Below are 18610 nucleotides of genomic sequence, written 5' to 3'. Positions count from 1 at the left end.
GCGATGACCGACATGAGCTTCCTCGACTGGCCCTTCTTCGATGAGGGCCACCGCGTCTTTGCCGCCCGGCTCGATGCCTGGGCGGCCAAGACGGTGCCCGGGCTGGTCGATCACCATGATGTCGACGGCAGTTGCCGCCGGCTGGTGGTCGCGCTCGGCGAGGCCGGCTTCCTGCGTGCCGCCATCCCGGCGGCCGAGGGCGGGCTGCATGAGCGGCTGGACGTGCGCACCCTGTGCATCGCCCGTGAGACGCTGGCACGCCACAATGGCCTTGCCGATTTCGCCTTCGCCATGCAGGGGCTCGGCACCGGCTCGATTTCCCTTTACGGGTCCGAGGAGCTGCGCGCCCGCTATCTGCCGCCGGTCGGGCGCGGTGAGAAGATCGCCGCCTTCGCCCTGTCGGAGCCGGCCGCCGGATCGGACGTCGCAGCGCTTGCCGCCACCGCCGAGCCGGACGGGCCGGATCATGTGCGCATCAGCGGCGACAAGACGTGGATTTCCAACGGTGGCATCGCCGATCACTATGTGGTGTTCGCCCGCACCGGCGAGGCGCCGGGCGCGCGCGGGCTGTCCGCTTTCGTCGTCGATGCCGACGCGCCGGGCTTTTCCGTGCGCGAGCGGATCGACACCGTGGCGCCGCATCCGCTGGCGACCCTCGATTTCGACACCGTGCGGGTGCCGGTCAGCCAGCGCCTCGGCAAGCCGGGCGAGGGCTTCAAGGTGGCGATGGCGACGCTCGACATCTTCCGCTCCACCGTCGGGGCTGCGGCGCTGGGCTTTGCCCGCCGCGCGCTCGATGACACGCTGACGCATACCACCACGCGCCAGCTTTTCGGCGCGCCGCTCTCCGACCTGCAAATGACGCAAGGCACCCTCGCCGACATGATCGCCGATGTGGATGCGGCGGCGCTGCTGGTCTACAGGGCCGCCTGGACCAAGGACCAGGGCGCGCCGCGCATCACCCGCGAGGCGGCGCTGGCCAAGATGGTGGCCACGGAAAACGCCCAGAAGGTGGTCGACCGCGCGGTGCAGCTGCATGGCGGCAACGGCGTGCGCGTCGGCTGCAAGATGGAGGAGCTGTACCGCGATGTCCGGGCCCTGCGGATCTACGAGGGCGCCACGGAAATCCAGAAGATCGTGATTGCCCGCCAGGCGATTGCCGACCATGCCGCCCGCGCACAGGCGGCGGCAGCCGAATAACGACAAACAATACCGCCGGAAAACCGGCGGGAAGACCGTCCAGAGGAGAGGCTTATGGCCAAGTCAGCCCATCTCGATACCTTCACCGCCGACAACCTGCCGCCGCGCGCGCAGTGGCCGGACCTTATCAATCTCGACCGTCTCGGCTATCCGGAGCGGCTCAATTGCGCCAGCGAGCTCATCGACCGCAACGTGGCCGAGGGGCGCGGCGACAAGCTGGCGCTGGTCTCTCCCGACGAGCGCTGGACCTATGCGGAGCTGGCGGAGAAGGTCAATCGCATCGCCAATGTTCTGGTCACCGATTTCGGTCTGGTGCCGGGCAACCGGGTGCTGTTGCGGTTCCCCAACACGCCGATGATGACGGCGGTCTATTTCGCCGTCCTGAAGGCGGGCGGGGTGGTGGTCGCCACCATGCCGCTGCTGCGCGCCAAGGAACTGGCGGCCATCACCGACAAGGCGGAGCTGTCGCTGGCGATCTGCGATCACCGGCTGGCGGAGGAAATGGAACTGACCCGCGGGCGCACCGACCGGCTGAAGACGATTGTCTACGCCGGTGGCGGCACTGCGGAGGCGCTGGAAACCCGCATGGCGGCGGCTTCGGCCGAATTCGCGCCCTGTGACACGGCGGCAGACGATGTCTGCCTGCTCGGCTTTACCTCCGGCACCACCGGCGAGCCGAAGGCGACCATGCATTTCCACCGGGACATGCTGACCATCTGCGACTGCTATTCGGCAAAGGTGCTCTGCCCGCGCGAGGATGATGTGTTCATCGGCTCGCCGCCGCTCGCCTTCACCTTCGGTCTGGGCGGGCTGGTGCTGTTTCCCTTCCGCGTCGGGGCGACGGCGATCCTCCTGGAGCGCGCCGGGCCGGACGAGTTGCTTGCGGCGATTCCGCAGATGCGCCCGACGGTTCTGTTCACCGCGCCGACCGCCTATCGGGCGATCCTGGCCCGGAAAGGGGACGCCGACCTCTCGTCCTTGCGCAAATGCGTGTCCGCCGGCGAGGCGCTGCCCAAGGCGATCTGGGACGACTGGTTCGCGGCGACCGGGATCAGGATCATGGACGGCATCGGCGCCACCGAGCTGTTGCACATCTTCATCGCCGCCCGCGAGGACGAGCTGCGCCCCGGAGCCACCGGCAAGCCGGTGCCGGGCTACGAGGCCAAGGTGATCGGCCCCGATGGCGCGGAGGTGCCGGACGGAACCCCGGGCCGGCTGGCCGTGCGCGGTCCCACCGGCTGTCGCTATCTGGCCGACGACCGGCAGGCGAATTACGTGGTCGATGGCTGGAACGTCACCGGCGACACCTACATTCGCGATGCCGACGGCTATTTCTGGTATCAGGCCCGCTCCGACGACATGATCATTTCCGCCGGCTACAACATCGCCGGACCGGAAGTGGAAGGCACCATGCTGGCCCATCCGGCGGTGGCCGAATGCGGCGTGGTCGGTGCTCCGGATCCGGAGCGCGGCCGCATCGTCAAGGCCTATGTGGTCTTGAAGCCCGGGGTCACCGGCGATGCTGCGCTCGTCAAGGAGCTGCAGGACTACATCAAGGCCGAGCTGGCCCCTTACAAATATCCGCGCGCCGTGGAGTTCGTCGACAAGCTGCCGCGCACCGAGACCGGCAAGCTGCAACGCTTCGCCCTGCGCGAGATCGCCTCCCATGAGGACACGGCCCGTGCCGCGTCCTGACCCGTAACCTTTGTTCCTGATCGACAGCGGAGATCGCGTCTTGACCACCACCCTGAATGCCGGCGCCAAAGCCGCCACCGCCGTTCCCGACACCAACCCTGCCGGAACGGGAGTCTCTCCGGTCCAGCCCGACGGCTGGCCGACCCCGAAGGGCTATGCCAATGGCATGGCCGGGGAAGGGCGGTTCGTCCTCACCGGCGGCCAGATCGGCTGGAACACCGAAGGCAAGTTCTCCGCCGATTTCGTCGAGCAGATCCGCCAGACGCTGGAAAACGTCGTGGCGGTGGTGCGCGCGGGCGGCGGCGGACCGGAGCATATTGCCCGGCTGACCTGGTATGTCACCGACATGGAGGCCTATCGCGCCTGCCTCAAGGATCTCGGCCCGGCCTATCGCTCGGTGATGGGGCGGAACTTCCCGGCGATGGCCGTGGTGCAGGTCCTGTCGCTGGTGGAGCCCGAGGCGATGGTGGAAATCGAGGGCACGGCGATCCTGCCGGCCTGATTGTCTCGGCCAACGACCATTGCAACCGCCGGCGCGAAAGGCCTTCGCGCCGGTGGTTTTCGTTTTGCGTCAGGCGCTGGCGGCCACCTGGGGCTGGCGCGCGCGGGCGAGCCTGGTGACCACGTTGCGGATGATCCGGTGCCCGGCTTCCTGATCGAGCGACATGATCGATTCCGGGTGGAACTGCACGGCGGCGATCGGCTCGCGTTCGTGCTCGATTGCCATGATCACCCCATCGGCGCTTTCGGAGGTGATCCGCAGCCCCTCCGGCAGAGTGTCGCGCCGGGCATGCAGCGAATGGTAGCGCCCGACGGTGACCGGTGAGGAAAGTCCGGCAAACAGCAGCGAATCCCCGGTGAAGGTCACCGGTGAAGGCTTGCCGTGCATCGGCACCTCAAGCTGGGCCAGCGAGCCGCCGAGTGCCTCGGTCAGCGCTTGCAGGCCGAGGCAGACGCCGAAGATCGGCAGGCCGCGCGCCCGCGCCCGGCCGATGGTGGAGGCGCAGTCGAAATCGCTCGGGCTGCCCGGTCCGGGCGACAGCACCACCAGATCCGGATCGACATCGTGGAACACCGCGTCACTGACCGGCGAGCGGTAGGTGGCGACCTCCGCCCCGGTCTGGCGGAAGTAGTTGGCAAGGGTGTGGACGAAACTGTCCTCGTGATCGACCAGCAGGATGCGCAGGCCCGCACCGGGCAGGTCCCGCTCGGTGTTGCCGCCGGCGGGGCCGGTCTGGCCCGCCTCGCGCACGGCGGTGCGCATGGCCTCGGCCTTCAGCTCGGTCTCCGCTTCCTCGTCTTCCGGCACACTGTCGTAGAGCAGCGTCGCGCCGGCGCGGATCTGCGCCACGCCATCCTTGATCCGCACGGTGCGCAAGGTGAGGCCGGTGTTCATCTCGCCGTTGAACAGGATCGCGCCGATCGCCCCGCCATACCAGGCGCGCGGGGTGCGTTCGTGCTTTTCGATGAACTCCATCGCCCAGCGTTTCGGTGCGCCGGTGACGGTGACCGCCCAGGTGTGCGACAGGAAGGCGTCGAGCGCGTCGAGGTCGTCGCGCAAGGTGCCCTCGATATGGTCGACCGTGTGGATCAGCCGGGAGTAGAGCTCGATCTGCCGCCGGCCGATCACCCGCACCGATCCAGGCACGCAGATGCGGCTCTTGTCGTTGCGGTCCACATCGGAACACATGGTCAGCTCCGCCTCGTCCTTGGCGGAATTCAGCAGCTTGCGGATCTGCGCCTCGTCCTCGATGGCGTTGCGGCCCCGCCGGATGGTTCCGGAGATCGGGCAGGTTTCCACCCGCCGGCCGCCGGTCACCCGCACATACATTTCCGGGCTGGCGCCAACGAGGTATTCGGCATTGCCCAGATTGATGAAGAAGCCGAAGGGCGAGGGGTTGATGTCCTGCAGTTTGCGGCTGACCGCCGAGGGGGGCGCCGGGCAGCGCTCATAGAAGGTCTGGCCGGGAACGGTCTCGAACAGATCGCCGCGCCGGAAATACTCCTTCGCGGCGCGCACCAGCTCGGCGTATTCGCCGGGGGCATGGTCGCCGCGCCCCGGATCCTCGCTCGCCGGATGGTAGGGCACCGCCTCGCCATCGCGGGCGAGCCCCTCGGTGGAACGGTCGCCGAAGGAAAAGTCATACTCCAGCACATGCGCCTTGCGGCCATAGTGGTCGACCAGCAGGATTTCGTCCGGCAGGTAGAGCACCACGTCGCGCTGGTCGTCCGGGCGCTCGATGACGAGGTCGATCGGCTCGAACTGGAAGGCAAGGTCATAGCCGAAGGCGCCGTAAAGACCCAGATGCGGGTCGTCGCAGGCAAACAGCGCGGAAATCGCCCGCATTACCGAGAACACGGAGGGCTGGCGCGAGCGCTCTTCCTCGGCAAAGGCCCGGCTCGGCACGGCGATCTTGATGAGGAGCGTGTCGCCATCGCGGTCGAGGCGGGCGATGTCCGGGTGGCCTTGCAACGCCTGCTCGATGGCCGGCACCAGCACCGCGCCCCGGGCGTTCAGCGCCCGCAGATTGGCCCGGCGTCCCTGCGCCTCCAGCACCAGCGGCGGATTGGCCAGCGCCATGTCCCAGCGGGTGTAGCGGCCGGGATACTCATAGGAGGAGGAGAGGACCACGCCGCGTTCGCTGTCGAGCCGGTCGACCCAGCGGGAAATGCCTTCCGCGTAGTCGGCTGGCCGCGAGGCGACGGAGACGGTGATGCCGCCCTCTGTCTGGAAGGTCTGTGCGTGTCCCGCTTGCATTTCATTCTCCTGTACCGCTGCCGCTGGAGGTCTCCGCAGGCTGCTGGATACAAAAAAGCCGCCGGCGGGGTCCGCGGCGGTCTGTTCGAAACTGCTTGAGTGACATCAGGTCACGGGCTGTCGATTGCCGCCTTTATGAGAGGCGCCACCACCAACCGCTGGACAGGGTCATCATCGTGTTCATGGCATCGTCAGTAGCGCAATCGGCCGCCGCGCGCAACGGCCGATTGCCAGCAGGCCGGGGAGTTTTCTCCCGGCCGTTTTTGCGGGCCGAGGTCAGTCGTCCTCGACGAACCGGCCAAGACGCACCGCCGTCATGCCCTTTGTCAGTCGGCGGGACGGCATGATCAGCACCATCCGGTCCTCCGGCGTGGTGACCGGCCGGTCGCCGTCATGGCCGATCACGGTGCCGGCCTTCTCGATGACTTCCTGCCCCTGATACTCGGCGGCAAAGTGGAATTTGTCGCTCTCCACCGTCACCGCCGTGACGATCTCGATGAAGCTTTGCGGCTCCGGCAGCGGGCGGGTGGCAAGCACCTCGGCGCCGAAGTCGGTCTCCACCGTGCCGCAGGCGCGCAGGAAGCGGATGCTCGCGTCAATGGCGACCTCGGCGCTCGATTTTTCCCAATGCTGGCCGCATTCCACGAGCAGGGCGTTGCGCGGGCTCTGCGGATCGCCGAAGGCGGCATAATCGCGCAGGCGCTTGCCCGCCGCGTGTCCCTCGTCGCTGACAACCAGCTGCGGCGCGCGCAAGGACCGGGCCAGATCGCGGCCCTTGCGGTGGGCGCCGGACAGGATCAGCGGCGCGGTGGCGTTCTGCATCGAATGCAGGTCGAGCAGCAGGTCCACCGTGTCGAAGAACGGGCGCAAGACGGCGGCGCGGCGACGCTCCGCGGTATCGCCGCCGGAAAGGGTTTCCGGCTGCCACAGCCGGTTCATGTCCTCATCGGCCCAGCGGGAGGCGAACGGGTCGGCCGGGTCGAACCGGTCATAGGCATCGAGATTGACGAACACCAGCGACAGCCGCCCCTTGAGCGGTTTCACGTCCTGACGGAACAGCCAGTCGAGGGCGATGGGGCCGCAGAGTTCATTGCCATGCACGATGGCGGAGATCGCCACATGCGGCCCCGGCCGGCCGCTGTCGAGGGTGGTAATTCCCTCAAGGCCGATGTTTCCCGCCCGGTAGGGGGTGATGTCGACCTTCGGCAGGTCGATGGAGAACGGGGGCGTGCTCGTGGCGTCCATGCGGGCGGGCTCCTTGGAAGTGGAAATGTTTGTTGTCAAAAAAACGTCGGATGGGTCAGCGGCAGGCTTCCTCGATCAGCCGGTCGAGAAACGCGGTGCAGTTCTCCAGCTCGGAGATGGCGATGAACTCGTCGGCCTTGTGCGCCTGCTCAATGGAGCCGGGGCCGATGACGATGGTGGGGATGGCGCCGATCTCGACGAACCGCCCGGCCTCGGTGCCATAGGCGACCTTGCTGTGGCCATTGCGGCCGGCAAGCCGCTTGGTCAGCCGGGTGATCTCGGCCTCCGGATCGGTGGCGAGCCCGGGGAAGGAGGAAATCTCCTCGAATGCAATGCCGGTGCCTGCGGCCCGGGCGGTCATTTCCGGCTCCAACTCCTCGCGGGCGTAGCGCATCACCTCGGCGACCAGCGCATCCGCATCCTGATCCGGCAGCACGCGAAATTCGAAGGCGAAGGTGCAATGCTCGGGCACGATGTTGAGCGCCGTGCCGCCGGCGATGGTGCCGGTATGGGCGGTGGTGACGGGAATGTCGTAGAGCGCGTCGCTCGGCCCTTCGGCCAGCGCGATCCCCATCTCCCGCACTCGGAGCAACAGCCGGGCGGCATAGTCGATGGCGTTCACCCCGTGCGGTGCCAGCGAGGAGTGGCAGGGATAGCCGGTGACGATGGCCCGGTAGGAGCGCTTGGCCTTGTGCCCGATCACCACCTGCATTTCCGTTGGCTCGCCGACAAAGCAGGCGCGGGGCTTGGCGACCGTTTCCACCAGCTTGGCAATCAGGCTCGGCACGCCCTTGCAGCCCACTTCCTCGTCATAGGAAAAGGCCAGATGGATCGGCGCCTTGAGATCGCGGGCGGCCATCTCGCCGACCTTCGACAGGCAGCAGGCGAGGAACCCCTTCATGTCGCAGGCACCGCGTCCATAGAGCCGGCCATCGCGTTCGGTCAGCGAAAAGGGCGCGCTGGTCCAGTCCTGACCGTCGACAGGCACCACATCCGTATGGCCCGAGAGCACATAGCCGGGCACATCCACCGGGCCGATGGTGGCCAGCAGATTGGCCTTCTCGCTGGTCTCGTCGTAGATCCGCGTCGAGCGGATGCCGCGCGCCTCCAGGAAGGCCTCGACCCAGGCGATCAGCTCCAGGTTGGAATTGCGGCTGGTGGTGTCGAAGCTGACGAGATCCCTGAGGATGTCGGTCGGTGATGGGGTCACGGTCTGCAGCATGAGGGTCCTCTGGTGGCCGGTTCAGGCCGGATGCGAATACGCATCCGCCGGCACGGTGCGGCGCGCGTATTCAATGAAACGCTGGGCGATCGGCGTGACCGGCCCGGCGGGCACGAAGAACTTGGTGACGTAGTCCACCCGGGGCGAGAACCGGCGGAAGACCAGGCCCTCATAGGGGCGCAGGCACACCGGGAACGGGTTGACGAGACCGATGCCGACGCCCTCGCGCACCATCTCGCAAATGGCGATGCTGGTGGCCGTCTCCGCCCTGATGTCGCGCTGGATGCCCCGCTCAGTGAAGATCCGGTCGTAGACGTTGCGCTGGTGAAAGCGCCGGGTCAGGGCGATGAACGGCTCGTCCGCGAGATCTTCCGGGGTGATCTCCACCTTGTCCGCCAGCCGGTGCCCGGCCGGGATCGCCGCATGGGCCACCGCGTGGCGGAACGGGTGAACGGTCAGCCCGTCATGGCGAATGAAGCCGTCGCTGATCCCGAGGTCCGCATTGTCGTCCGCCACGGCCGCCACGGCGTTGTTCGACATGCCGATTTCCAGATGGATGGTCGTGCCAGGGTTGTGCTTCAGGAACGAGCCGGACAGCCAGGACATCAGCCGGTGGCTCAGGGTCGGCGGCGCGGCGATCCGCAGGCGTTTCGGGTTGGGCTTGTTGCTGTCGGCGGTGCGCAGCCGCGCCAGCGTGGTGAAGATCGGCTCGATCTCCTCGTTCAGCGCCAGCCCCTCGGAGGTGGGTTGCAACCGGTTGCCGGTGCGGCGGAACAACGGCCGGCCGAATCGCTCCTCAAGCTGGGCGAGCGCCCGGCTTACCGCCGGTTGGGAAATCCCCAGCCGATGCGCCGCCGCTGTCGTCTTGCCCTCGCTGATGACCGCCCGCAACACTTCCAGCTCGCGCAATGTGAAGCCGTTGCGCCGGGCGGAGCCGGCTTGTTCCCGATCCATCTATTTGCCTTGAGAATATCAGTATGTTGTTTTGTTATCGTTTTCAGATTGTCGATCATATAATCGCATAATAGCCTTCCCGACAAGCTGCCGGGGTTCACCGCGATCCTGCCCCGGCGAAACACAAAAGCGACAAGGGATCGGGAGGGGAGACTACCAAATGACGTCTGTTCGAACGCCGCTGTTGCGCGCGGCCGTGGCCTTTGCCTGTGCGGCTGCCGTGAGCGCCCCGGCGCTGGCATCCGATCTGCGAATCGGCGTGGCCTCGGAAGCCACCTCGATTGATCCGCATTTCCACAATCTGGGACCGAACAACCAGATCGCGTCGCAGATCTTCGACCGGTTGATCAACCAGGGCGACCGGCAGCAGCTTGAGCCGGGCCTTGCCGTGTCGTGGAAGCCGATCAACAACACGACCTGGGAGTTCAAGCTGCGGGAAGGGGTGACCTTCCATGACGGCTCGCCCTTCACCGCCGACGATGTGCTGTGCACCTTCGCGCGGGCGCCGGAGGTGCCCAATTCCCCGGCCAGCTTCTCCACCTACATCAAGGGCAAGACCTTCAAGAAGGTCGATGACTTCACGGTCCATGTGACGACCGACGAGCCCTATCCGACCATGGCCAACGACCTGTCGGTGATCCCGGTGATTTCCGATGAGGTCGGCTGCGGCGCCACCACCGCCGATTTCAACGACGGCAAGGCGGCGATGGGCACTGGCCCGTTCAAGTTCGTCGAATACGTGCCCGGCGACCGCATCGTGCTGGCGGCCAACGAGAATTATTGGGGCGGCCGTCCGGAATGGGACAAGGTGACGATCAAGCCGATCAAGGCCGGTCCGTCGCGGGTCGCCGCGCTTTTGGCCGGCGATGTCGACATGATCAGCGGCGTGCCGACCACCGACATCGGCACCTTGAAGGAAACCAAGGGCATCGTTCTGTCGCAGGGTGTGTCCAACCGGGTGATCTACCTGCATGTGGACCAGTTCCGCGAGAATTCGCCCTTCGTGAAGGCCAACGGTGGCGGCGACATCAAGAACCCGCTGATGGACCAGAAGGTGCGGCTGGCGATTTCCAAGGCGATCAGCCGCGAACTGATCCGCGACCGGGTGATGGAAGGGCTGTCGATTCCCGCCGGTCAGCTTCTGCCCGACGGCTTCTTCGGCGTCTCCGACAAGCTGAAGCCTGAGGCTTACGATCCGGAAGGGGCGAAGGCGCTTCTGGCCGAGGCCGGCGTGCCGGACGGGTTCGAGCTGACCATCCATGGCCCGAACGACCGCTACATCAACGACGCCAAGATCGTCGAGGGCATCGCCCAGATGCTGACCCGCGTCGGCATCAAGACCAAGGTCGAGACCATGCCGCGATCGGTCTATTTCAAGCGCGCCTCCACGGGCGCGGAGGGCGGTCTGCCCGAATTCTCTCTGATCCTCGTCGGCTGGGGTGCCGGGTCGGGCGAGGCTTCTTCGCCGCTGCGCTCGCTGATCGCCACCTATGACAAGGAAAAGGGCATGGGTGCGGCCAATCGCGGCCGGCATTCCGATGCCAAGGTGGATGAGCTGGTCGAGCAGGCGCTGAAGACCGTGGACGATGGCAAGCGTGCGGCACTGCTCGCCGAGGCGACGGAACTGGCGATGGCCAATCTGGCGATCATCCCGATCCACTACCAGGTCAACACCTGGGCCTCGCGGGAGGGGATCGTCTACACGCCGCGTTCGGACGAGTACACGCTCGCCCATTACGCCCGGTCCCAGTAACGGCTGACTGTCCGGCGGGACGGGGACGGATGCCCGTCTTCGCCCCGCCGGACTTCTTGGGGGAAGCCCCTGTCCCGGTTCGCCCGTTCTCCGCTGTCTTCACGTCTTTCGCGCCCCTCTGCGCTCCCGTGGAAAGATCCCGGCCCATGAGTGTTTTCATCCTGCGCCGCCTCATGCAGAGCGCTTTGGTGATGGTGGCGATGGCCGCCATCGTGTTTTTCGGAATGCATCTGGTCGGCGATCCGGTCGACATGTTCGTCTCGCCCGACATGGATCAGGCGGATATCGAGCAGGTGGTGCGCGCGCTCGGTCTCGACCGTCCGATCCTGGAGCAGTTCTGGGCCTTCGTCACCAGCGCCCTGCAAGGCGATCTCGGCCAGTCCTTCGTCTTCGGCCAGCCGGCGCTGGGCCTGATCCTGGAGCGGATGCCGGCGACCCTGGAGCTGGCTTTCATCGCGCTTCTGATGGCGATCGTCTTTGGTATTCCGCTCGGCCTTTACGCCGGTCTCAAGCCCGACAGCCCGGTGTCGCGCACGATCATGGCCGGGTCCATTCTCGGCTTTTCACTGCCCACCTTCTGGGTCGGCATCATGCTGATCATGGTCTTTGCCGTCATGCTCGGCTGGCTGCCCTCCACCGGGCGCGGCGAGACCGTCGAGGTGCTGGGCGTGCCCGTTTCCTTCCTGACTCTGGACGGTCTGCGCCACCTGATCCTGCCGGCCTTCAACCTGGCGCTTCTGAAGATTTCGCTGGTGATCCGGCTGACCCGTGCCGGCACCCGGGAGGTGATGCTGCAGGACTACATCAAGTTCGCCCGGGCCAAGGGGCTGGGGCGGGGCCGCATCGTCGGCGTTCATGTGATGAAGAACATCCTGATCCCGGTGGTGACCGTGCTTGGGCTGGAGTTCGGTTCGCTGATCGCGTTTTCGGTGGTGACCGAAACCATCTTCGCCTGGCCCGGCATGGGCAAGCTGCTGATCGAATCCATCCAGCAGCTCGACCGTCCGGTCATCGTCGCCTACCTGATGATGATCGTGTTCCTGTTCGTCGTCATCAATCTGGTGGTGGACGTCCTTTATTCGATCCTCGATCCGCGCGTGCGGCTCGGCGATCGCGGCGCGTGAGATCCGGCCATGACCACACCCAACACGCAACCGGGCGCCACGCCTCCCGGCGGTTCCGCGCTGGCGGCGGCGATGCCCGCCGTGCCCCCGGTAGAAAGCCCGCTCCGGCGCTTCCTGTCCGACTTTTCCGCAAGCTGGCTGGCGCTGCTGGCGACGCTGATGCTGGCGGTGATCATCCTGATCGCCCTGTTCGCGCCCTGGATCTCGCCGCAGGATCCCTATGATCTGGCGGTGGTCTCGATCTTCGACGCGCGCCTGCCGCCCGGCAGCACCAGCATGGACGGCACCACCTTCTGGCTGGGAACCGACGGGGCCGGACGCGATCTCCTGTCGGCGATCTTCTACGGGCTGCGCATCTCGCTCTCCGTCGGCGTGATGTCCGGGATCATCGCCATCATCGTCGGCATGAGCGTCGGTCTCGCCGCTGCCTATGCGGGCGGGCGCACCGAAACCCTGATCATGCGCGTCGTCGATCTGCAATTGTCCCTGCCAGCGGTGCTGATCGCGCTGATCCTGCTCGCCATTCTCGGCAAGGGCGTCGACAAGATCATCATCGCCCTGGTGATCGCCCAGTGGGCCTATTACGCGCGCACGGTGCGCGCCTCGGCGCTGGTGGAGCGGCGGCGGGAATATGTGGAGGCCGCCGCCTGCCTCGGTCTCGGCCATGCCCGGATCGTCTTTCGCCACATCCTGCCCAATTGTGTCGCGCCGCTGATCGTCGTCGGCACGGTGCAGACCGCCCATGCCATTGCCCTTGAGGCGACGCTCTCGTTCCTCGGCGTCGGCCTGCCGCTGACCGAGCCCTCCCTTGGCCTGCTGATTTCCAACGGCTTTGAATACATGCTGTCCGGCAAATACTGGATCGCCGTGTTCCCCGGGGTGGCGCTGTTGCTGACCATCGTTTCCATCAACATCGTCGGCGACCAGTTGCGCGATGTGCTCAATCCGCGCCTGCAGAAGTGAGACGACCATGAGCCAGACCTCACCGGTGCTCCAGGTCGAGGACCTGCAGACCCATTTCTTCACGCGGGCGGGCGTTGCCCGAGCCGTCGACGGCGTTTCCTTTTCCCTCGGCCGGGGTGAGGTGATGGGGCTGGTCGGCGAGAGCGGGTCGGGCAAGACCGTGACCGGCTTTTCCCTGCTCGGCCTCGTCGATCCGCCGGGGCGGATCGTCGGCGGGTCGATCCGGCTCGGCGGCGAGGAGCTGATCGGCCGCTCCGAGCGGGACTGGCAGGCGCTACGCGGCACCCGCATCGCCATGATCTTCCAGGATCCGATGATGACCCTCAATCCGGTGCTGCGCATCGACACGCAGATGATCGAGGCGATCCGGGCCCATGCGCCGGTGTCGGAGGCGGATGCCCGGGAGCGGGCGCGGGCGGCGCTTGCCCGGGTCGGCATTCCCTCGCCGGACGAGCGGCTGGCCGCCTATCCGCACCAGTTCTCCGGCGGTATGCGCCAGCGGGTGGCGATTGCCATTGCCCTTCTCAATGAGCCGGATGTGATCGTCGCCGACGAGCCGACCACCGCGCTCGACGTCACCATCCAGGCGCAGATCCTCTACGAGGTGCGCAAGCTTTGCGCGGAAACGGGAATGGCGATGATCTGGATTACCCACGATCTGGCGGTGGTTGGCGGTCTCGCCGACAAGGTGGCGGTGATGTACGCCGGGCGCATTGTCGAGGAAGGGCCGGTGGACGCGGTGCTCGATGGGCCGCTGCATCCCTACACCCATGGGCTGGTCGGATCCGTGCCGAGCCAGAACCAGCGCGGCCAGAAGCTGACCCAGATCCCCGGCATGGCGCCGTCGCTGTTGTCGTTGCCGCCGGGCTGCAGCTTCGCACCCAGATGCGCGCGCGCCGATGGCGCCTGTGCGGTCATGCCGGATCTGGTCGGCTCGGGAGACGGCCGGGCGATGCGCTGCCACCATCCGCATCTGCCGCCTGGCGAGGCGGCAGGCGGCGCAATCGGCGAGACGGGGAGGGCACGGGCATGAGCGGCGAACAGCCCTTGCTCCGTCTGGAAGGTGTTTCCAAGCGCTTCACCAAGCACCTCGATGCGGCGGAAAAACTCGTCAATCTCGTCGGTGGTCGCCGCCGGGAGGAAGTGGTTCACGCGGTCGACGATGTCTCGCTCGACGTGCGCGAGGGCGAGGTGGTCGGCCTTGTCGGCGAAAGCGGCTGCGGCAAGTCCACCCTCGGCCGGGTGGTGGCCGGGGTGCATCAGCCCAGCGATGGAAAGGTGATCTGGCGCGGCAAGGATGTCTCCGGCCTCACCGGCGCGGCGCGGCGCGACGCGCTGCTGAAGATCCAGATGATCTTCCAGGACCCCATGTCCTCGCTCAACCCGCGCATGCGGGTGGCGGATATCATCGGTGAAGCGCCCCGGGTGCATGGCTTGGTCCCCGCCGCCGATATCCCGGCCTATGTGGATGAGATGCTGCAGCGGGTGGGGCTCGATCCGGCCTACAAGACCCGCTATCCGCACCAGTTCTCCGGCGGCCAGCGCCAGCGCATCGGCATCGCCCGGGCGCTGGCGGTCAAGCCGGACTTCCTTGTCTGCGACGAGAGCATCGCCGCCCTCGATGTGTCGATCCAGGCGCAGGTGCTCAACCTGTTCATGGACCTGCGCACCGATCTCGGCCTGACCTACCTGTTCATCTCCCACGATCTCGGCGTCGTCGAACATCTCTCCGACCGGGTGGTGATCATGTATCTCGGCCGGGTGGTGGAAAGCGCGCCGACCGAGGCGCTGTTCGGTGGGCCGAACCACCCCTACGCCCGCGCCCTGCTGGACGAGGTGCCGCGCATCGACCGGCGCAAGCGCGCGTTCCAGCCGGTCAAGGGCGAGATCCCGTCGCCGCTCTCGCCGCCCTCCGGCTGTCATTTCCATCCGCGCTGCCCACATGCGACGGCGCGCTGCCGCGAAGAAGTGCCGCGCCTGCGCGAGATCGCGCCGGGCTGGACCTCCGCCTGCCATCTCAACGACGAGAGGGGGTGAGGAGATGGCGAGTGCGGAAGACGGTGCCTTCACCTTGCGCTATCCGCAAGGGAAGGTGGTGCCGCTGCTGTTCGACAGCCCGCATTCCGGCACCTGGTATCCGGAGGATTTCGAACCGGCCCAGCCGCCCGAGCGCTACCGCCGGGCGGAGGACATGTATGTGGACGAGTTGTTCGCCGCGGCGCCCGGCCTCGGCATTCCGCTGATGGCCTGCCGTGTCGGTCGGAGCTACTGCGACGTCAACCGGGCGGCGGATGATCTCGACCCGGCAGCGGTGCGCGAGGCCGATGGGCTGAGCCTTGCCCCCGGTCCCAAGGCGCGGCTCGGCAAGGGGGTGATCTGGACCGCGACCCCGCCCGATGGCGCGCCGCTGCTTGCCCGGCCGCCGACCGGGGCCATGGTGGTTGCCCGCCTTGCGCGTGTCTGGCAACCCTATCACGACGGGCTATCGGCGCTGTTCGAGCGGGTGCGCCGGGAGACGGGCGCCGCCCATGTCTATCACCTCGACCTGCATTCGATGCAGCCGTTGGCCAATGTCATGCATGAGGATGCCGGCGGCGCGCCCCGGCCGGACATTGTACTATCGGACCGGGAGGGAACGAGCTGCGCGGGAGACTTCATTGACGCGACCCGGGCGATTCTCCTGGACCTCGGGTTTTCCGTGCAGATCAACGATCCGTTCCGGGGGGCGGAGATTCTGCGCCGGCATGGCGATCCCGCCTCCGGGCGCCATTCGCTGCAGATCGAGGTCAACCGGGCGCTCTACATGGATGTGGAAACCTACCGGAAGACGGATGGTTTCGCCTCCCTGTGCAGCCGTCTGGAGGCATTTTCCGCACGCCTGCGGGATTGGGTCGCGGCCCGCTGAACGGCTTTTTGCGCAAGGTCCGCTTGATCTTTTCGTCTGGACGGGGCACCTCACTTCGGCACTGTTCGAACTCCCCCAAGTCCCAAGGACGAGAAAGATCTCATGAACATCGGCTTGTCGCGCCCCAAGGATCAGATCCGCTGGCTGCTCCTGGAAGGCATCAGCCAGACCGCCGTCAATGTGCTTGGCACCGCCGGCTACACCAATGTGCAGCATCTGAAGACCGCGCTCGACAAGAAGGCGTTGATCGAGGCGCTGCAGGGTGTCCACATGCTGGGCATCCGCTCGCGCACCCAGGTGGATGAAGAGGTTCTCGCCGCCGCCGGGACGCTGGTCGGCGTCGGCTGCTTCTCGGTGGGCACCAATCAGGTGGATCTCGTGGCCGCCAACCGGCGCGGCATCACCGTGTTCAACGCGCCGTTTTCCAACACCCGCAGCGTCGCCGAACTGACCATCGCCGAGATCGTCATGCTGATGCGCGGCGCCTTCACCAAGTCGACCGCCGCCCACAACGGCCGCTGGCTGAAAAGCGCCGCCGGCAGCAACGAGGTACGCGGCAAGACCCTCGGCATCATCGGCTACGGCAACATCGGCTCCCAGTTGTCGATGCTGGCCGAGGCGATGGGCATGCGGGTGATCTACTTCGATCAGACCGACAAGCTGCGCCACGGCAATGTCGAGCCGGTGTCGGATCTGAAGGAGCTTCTGGCCGCCTCCGACGTGGTGTCGATCCATCTGCCGCAGACGCCGGAAACCCGGGGCATGATCGGCCGCGACGAGATCCGGTCCATGCGCAAGGGCAGCTACCTGATCAACAACGCGCGCGGTACGGTGCTCGACATCGAGGCGCTGGCCGAGGCGTTGAAGGACGGGCATCTTGCCGGTGCGGCGGTGGATGTCTTCCCGACCGAGCCGAAGTCGAATGACGAGGAGTTCGTCAGCCCGCTGCGCGGTCTCGACAATGTGATCCTGACGCCGCATGTGGGAGGCTCGACCGAGGAAGCGCAGGAGCGCATCGGCGAGGAAGTCTCCCGCCGCCTCGTGGAATATTCCGACGTGGGCTCGACCATCGGCGCGGTGAACTTCCCGCAGGTGCAACTGCCCAAGGGCACCAACAACACCCGCTTCATCCAGGTGCAGCGCAATCTTCCGGGCGAGCTGGGCAAGCTGAACGACCTGTTCGCCACCTGGAAGATCAACATCGCCGCCCAGCATTACCAGACCGATGGCGAGATCGGTTATGTGGTGCTCGACGCCGATGGGCCGGTGGACCGGGCGGTCGAGCTTCTGGAGGAAATCCGGGGCCTGTCCGGCACGATCCGCGCGCGACTGCTCAACCGGGTGTGATCCGCACGCCCTTTCCCTGAAAGGGGAGACGCCCCACATATCGGAACGCTTCGCCGCGCGAGACGCGGCGGAGCCAGCGCGGCGAGGGATGAGGGCCATGCAGCTGAATGCGGATTTTACAGCGCCGGCGGTGGTTCATGCCGACCGGCTCGACTGGATCCCCTCGCCGATGGCGGGGGTGAGCCGGCGGATGCTCGACCGGCTCGGCGGCGAAGTCGCCCGCGCCACCTCCATCGTCCGCTACGATCCGGGCAGCCGGTTTCCCGCCCATACCCATACGGGCGGCGAGGAGTTCCTCGTGCTGGAAGGCGTGTTCCAGGACGAACACGGCGACTACCCGGCCGGCACCTATGTGCGCAATCCGCCGGGTTCCTCCCATGCGCCAGCGGCGGCCGGCGGCTGCACCATCTTCGTCAAGCTCTGGCAGTTCGACCCGGAAGATCGCACCCATGTGCGCATCGACACCGGCAAGGCGGCGCCGGTGCCCCACCGCGCTCGGCCGGGCGTGTCGGTGTTGCCGCTCTACCGCGATGCCCATGAGGATGTGCGCATTGAGGTCTGGGACGCAGGCAGCGACATTCGCCTTGCCGATGCGGGCGGGTTGGAACTCTTCGTGCTGGAGGGCGGCTTCACCCATGACGGCGAGCTGCTTGGCAAGGACGCATGGCTGCGTCTGCCACCGGGCATGGAGCTGGCCGCACGGGCTGGCGCGTCCGGCGCGCGGGTCTATGTCAAATCCGGCCATCTGCGGACGGTGACCGCGCCCCCCGGCTCTTGAGGCGGGTTACATGAGCCGGGCTACTGGCGGATGGCCTCAAGGTCGAGATGGATCTCTACCATGTCGCCGACAAGCTGGTTCTCCACCGCATAGACCATGCCGAAATCCGAGCGTTTCAGCCGGGTTTTTGCGCTGATGCCGGCCACATAGGTTCCGCCGAACGGGTAGGGGCCGATCTTGTTCAGTGTCACATCGAGCGTCACCGGCCGGGTCACGCCGCGCAATGTCAGGTCGCCGGTCACGGTGCCGGTGCGGTCGGTCACCGGCGTGGCATCGGTCATGACGAATGTCATCAGCGGGAATTGCTTGGCGTCGAGGAAATCGGCACTGCGCAAATGCTGGTCGCGCTGGGTGTGATTGCTGAACACGCTGGTCGTATCGATGGTAACGCGAAGGTCGCTCAGCGCCCGGGTGTCCTCATCAAAGACGAACCGGCCTTCGCCCTTCAGGAACATGCCCCAGAGCCGTTCATAGCCGATGTGCTCGGCATTGAAGACGATGGAAAAATGCGCCGGGTCGATCACGAAGGTCCGGGGTTCGGCGCTGGCTGGCGCAAGGACGAGACACAGCAGCAGCGCGCCGGCGCCGAGCCGGCGAAGCGCCATTGTCAGCCCGGCCGTTGTCAGCCAGCAGAGGCGGGGGCGTGCGTGCGCCATAGCCGTCACC

At 66.6% G+C, this 18610-nt stretch carries 16 protein-coding genes; 11 read left to right on the top strand and 5 right to left on the bottom strand.

Features of this window, described 5'->3' with window-relative positions; genetic code table 11:
• Window positions 1–3: 3 nt before the first annotated feature.
• From LC062_RS08560 to LC062_RS08550, 3 genes are read left to right on the top strand one after another with little or no spacing between them, the layout of a single operon-like run.
• Window positions 4–1200 carry an acyl-CoA dehydrogenase family protein gene (locus LC062_RS08560; protein WP_224910620.1) on the top strand — a complete coding sequence of 399 codons (1197 nt, stop codon included), beginning with the start codon at window positions 4–6 and terminating at the stop codon, window positions 1198–1200.
• 54 nt (window positions 1201–1254) lie between these two features.
• Complete coding sequence (locus LC062_RS08555) at window positions 1255–2895, top strand: benzoate-CoA ligase family protein (protein WP_224910619.1); 1641 nt, start codon at window positions 1255–1257, stop codon at window positions 2893–2895.
• 40 nt (window positions 2896–2935) lie between these two features.
• Complete coding sequence (locus LC062_RS08550; RefSeq protein ID WP_224910618.1) at window positions 2936–3397, top strand: RidA family protein; 462 nt, start codon at window positions 2936–2938, stop codon at window positions 3395–3397.
• A gap of 69 nt (window positions 3398–3466) precedes the next feature.
• Here the strand turns inward: LC062_RS08550 and LC062_RS08545 are convergent, their stop codons facing one another.
• From LC062_RS08545 to LC062_RS08530, 4 genes are all read right to left on the bottom strand, one after another.
• The gene (locus tag LC062_RS08545; RefSeq protein ID WP_224910617.1) at window positions 3467–5653 is read right to left on the bottom strand and encodes an anthranilate synthase; all 2187 of its coding nucleotides are present in this window, start codon (window positions 5651–5653) and stop codon (window positions 3467–3469) included.
• A 276-nt stretch (window positions 5654–5929) separates the two neighbouring features.
• The gene (locus LC062_RS08540) at window positions 5930–6898 is read right to left on the bottom strand and encodes a M14 family metallopeptidase (RefSeq protein WP_224910616.1); all 969 of its coding nucleotides are present in this window, start codon (window positions 6896–6898) and stop codon (window positions 5930–5932) included.
• Window positions 6899–6953: 55 nt separating this feature from the next.
• A complete protein-coding gene (argE, locus tag LC062_RS08535; protein ID WP_224910615.1) occupies window positions 6954–8120 on the bottom strand; it encodes an acetylornithine deacetylase in 1167 nt (388 codons plus the stop codon).
• Between the two features lie 21 nt (window positions 8121–8141).
• Window positions 8142–9074, bottom strand: coding sequence for a LysR substrate-binding domain-containing protein (locus LC062_RS08530; protein ID WP_224910614.1), 933 nt, complete (start codon window positions 9072–9074; stop codon window positions 8142–8144).
• Window positions 9075–9234: 160 nt separating this feature from the next.
• On the opposite strand from LC062_RS08530, the gene LC062_RS08525 reads away from it, so the two are divergent.
• The 8 genes from LC062_RS08525 (at window position 9235) to LC062_RS08490 (ending at window position 17944) form a co-directional block, all read left to right on the top strand.
• Entirely contained in the window at window positions 9235–10827 is a 1593-nt protein-coding gene (locus LC062_RS08525; RefSeq protein WP_224910613.1) for an ABC transporter substrate-binding protein, read from the top strand.
• A 146-nt stretch (window positions 10828–10973) separates the two neighbouring features.
• On the top strand, window positions 10974–11951 hold the full coding sequence (locus tag LC062_RS08520; RefSeq protein WP_224910612.1) for an ABC transporter permease: 978 nt from the start codon (window positions 10974–10976) through the stop codon (window positions 11949–11951).
• Window positions 11952–12023: 72 nt separating this feature from the next.
• Window positions 12024–12914 carry an ABC transporter permease gene (locus tag LC062_RS08515; protein WP_224910825.1) on the top strand — a complete coding sequence of 297 codons (891 nt, stop codon included), beginning with the start codon at window positions 12024–12026 and terminating at the stop codon, window positions 12912–12914.
• A gap of 7 nt (window positions 12915–12921) precedes the next feature.
• Complete coding sequence (locus tag LC062_RS08510) at window positions 12922–13947, top strand: ABC transporter ATP-binding protein (protein ID WP_224910611.1); 1026 nt, start codon at window positions 12922–12924, stop codon at window positions 13945–13947.
• Complete coding sequence (locus LC062_RS08505; RefSeq protein WP_224910610.1) at window positions 13944–14951, top strand: ABC transporter ATP-binding protein; 1008 nt, start codon at window positions 13944–13946, stop codon at window positions 14949–14951. Before LC062_RS08510 ends, LC062_RS08505 begins: the two co-directional genes overlap by 4 nt.
• Before the next feature lie 4 nt (window positions 14952–14955).
• Window positions 14956–15819, top strand: coding sequence for an N-formylglutamate amidohydrolase (locus LC062_RS08500; RefSeq protein WP_224910609.1), 864 nt, complete (start codon window positions 14956–14958; stop codon window positions 15817–15819).
• A gap of 102 nt (window positions 15820–15921) precedes the next feature.
• Window positions 15922–17166, top strand: a complete 1245-nt coding sequence (gene serA, locus LC062_RS08495; protein WP_224910608.1) for a phosphoglycerate dehydrogenase — start codon at window positions 15922–15924, stop codon at window positions 17164–17166.
• A gap of 97 nt (window positions 17167–17263) precedes the next feature.
• Window positions 17264–17944 (top strand): cupin domain-containing protein, encoded by a 681-nt coding sequence (locus tag LC062_RS08490; protein WP_224910607.1) that lies wholly within the window; start codon window positions 17264–17266, stop codon window positions 17942–17944.
• A 20-nt stretch (window positions 17945–17964) separates the two neighbouring features.
• Here LC062_RS08490 and LC062_RS08485 read toward each other — a convergent pair whose 3' ends face one another.
• On the bottom strand, window positions 17965–18600 hold the full coding sequence (locus tag LC062_RS08485; protein ID WP_224910606.1) for a YceI family protein: 636 nt from the start codon (window positions 18598–18600) through the stop codon (window positions 17965–17967).
• Window positions 18601–18610 lie beyond the last annotated feature (10 nt).

This window comes from Stappia indica (assembly GCF_020177335.1).
In the GTDB taxonomy this organism is placed as follows: Bacteria; Pseudomonadota; Alphaproteobacteria; order Rhizobiales; family Stappiaceae; genus Stappia; species Stappia indica_B.
Note: the sequence above shows the minus strand (reverse complement) of the source record. Positions and strands in the feature narration are given on the sequence as shown.

Coding starts and splice junctions, on each gene's coding strand:
- LC062_RS08560 (WP_224910620.1), top strand. CDS start 4: ATGACCGACATGAGCTTCCTCGACTGGCCCTTCTTCGATGAGGGCCAC.
- LC062_RS08555 (WP_224910619.1), top strand. CDS start 1,255: ATGGCCAAGTCAGCCCATCTCGATACCTTCACCGCCGACAACCTGCCG.
- LC062_RS08545 (WP_224910617.1), bottom strand. CDS start 5,653: ATGCAAGCGGGACACGCACAGACCTTCCAGACAGAGGGCGGCATCACC.
- LC062_RS08540 (WP_224910616.1), bottom strand. CDS start 6,898: ATGGACGCCACGAGCACGCCCCCGTTCTCCATCGACCTGCCGAAGGTC.
- argE (WP_224910615.1), bottom strand. CDS start 8,120: ATGCTGCAGACCGTGACCCCATCACCGACCGACATCCTCAGGGATCTC.
- LC062_RS08530 (WP_224910614.1), bottom strand. CDS start 9,074: ATGGATCGGGAACAAGCCGGCTCCGCCCGGCGCAACGGCTTCACATTG.
- LC062_RS08525 (WP_224910613.1), top strand. CDS start 9,235: ATGACGTCTGTTCGAACGCCGCTGTTGCGCGCGGCCGTGGCCTTTGCC.
- LC062_RS08520 (WP_224910612.1), top strand. CDS start 10,974: ATGAGTGTTTTCATCCTGCGCCGCCTCATGCAGAGCGCTTTGGTGATG.
- LC062_RS08515 (WP_224910825.1), top strand. CDS start 12,024: ATGCCCGCCGTGCCCCCGGTAGAAAGCCCGCTCCGGCGCTTCCTGTCC.
- LC062_RS08510 (WP_224910611.1), top strand. CDS start 12,922: ATGAGCCAGACCTCACCGGTGCTCCAGGTCGAGGACCTGCAGACCCAT.
- LC062_RS08505 (WP_224910610.1), top strand. CDS start 13,944: ATGAGCGGCGAACAGCCCTTGCTCCGTCTGGAAGGTGTTTCCAAGCGC.
- LC062_RS08500 (WP_224910609.1), top strand. CDS start 14,956: ATGGCGAGTGCGGAAGACGGTGCCTTCACCTTGCGCTATCCGCAAGGG.
- serA (WP_224910608.1), top strand. CDS start 15,922: ATGAACATCGGCTTGTCGCGCCCCAAGGATCAGATCCGCTGGCTGCTC.
- LC062_RS08490 (WP_224910607.1), top strand. CDS start 17,264: ATGCAGCTGAATGCGGATTTTACAGCGCCGGCGGTGGTTCATGCCGAC.
- LC062_RS08485 (WP_224910606.1), bottom strand. CDS start 18,600: ATGGCGCACGCACGCCCCCGCCTCTGCTGGCTGACAACGGCCGGGCTG.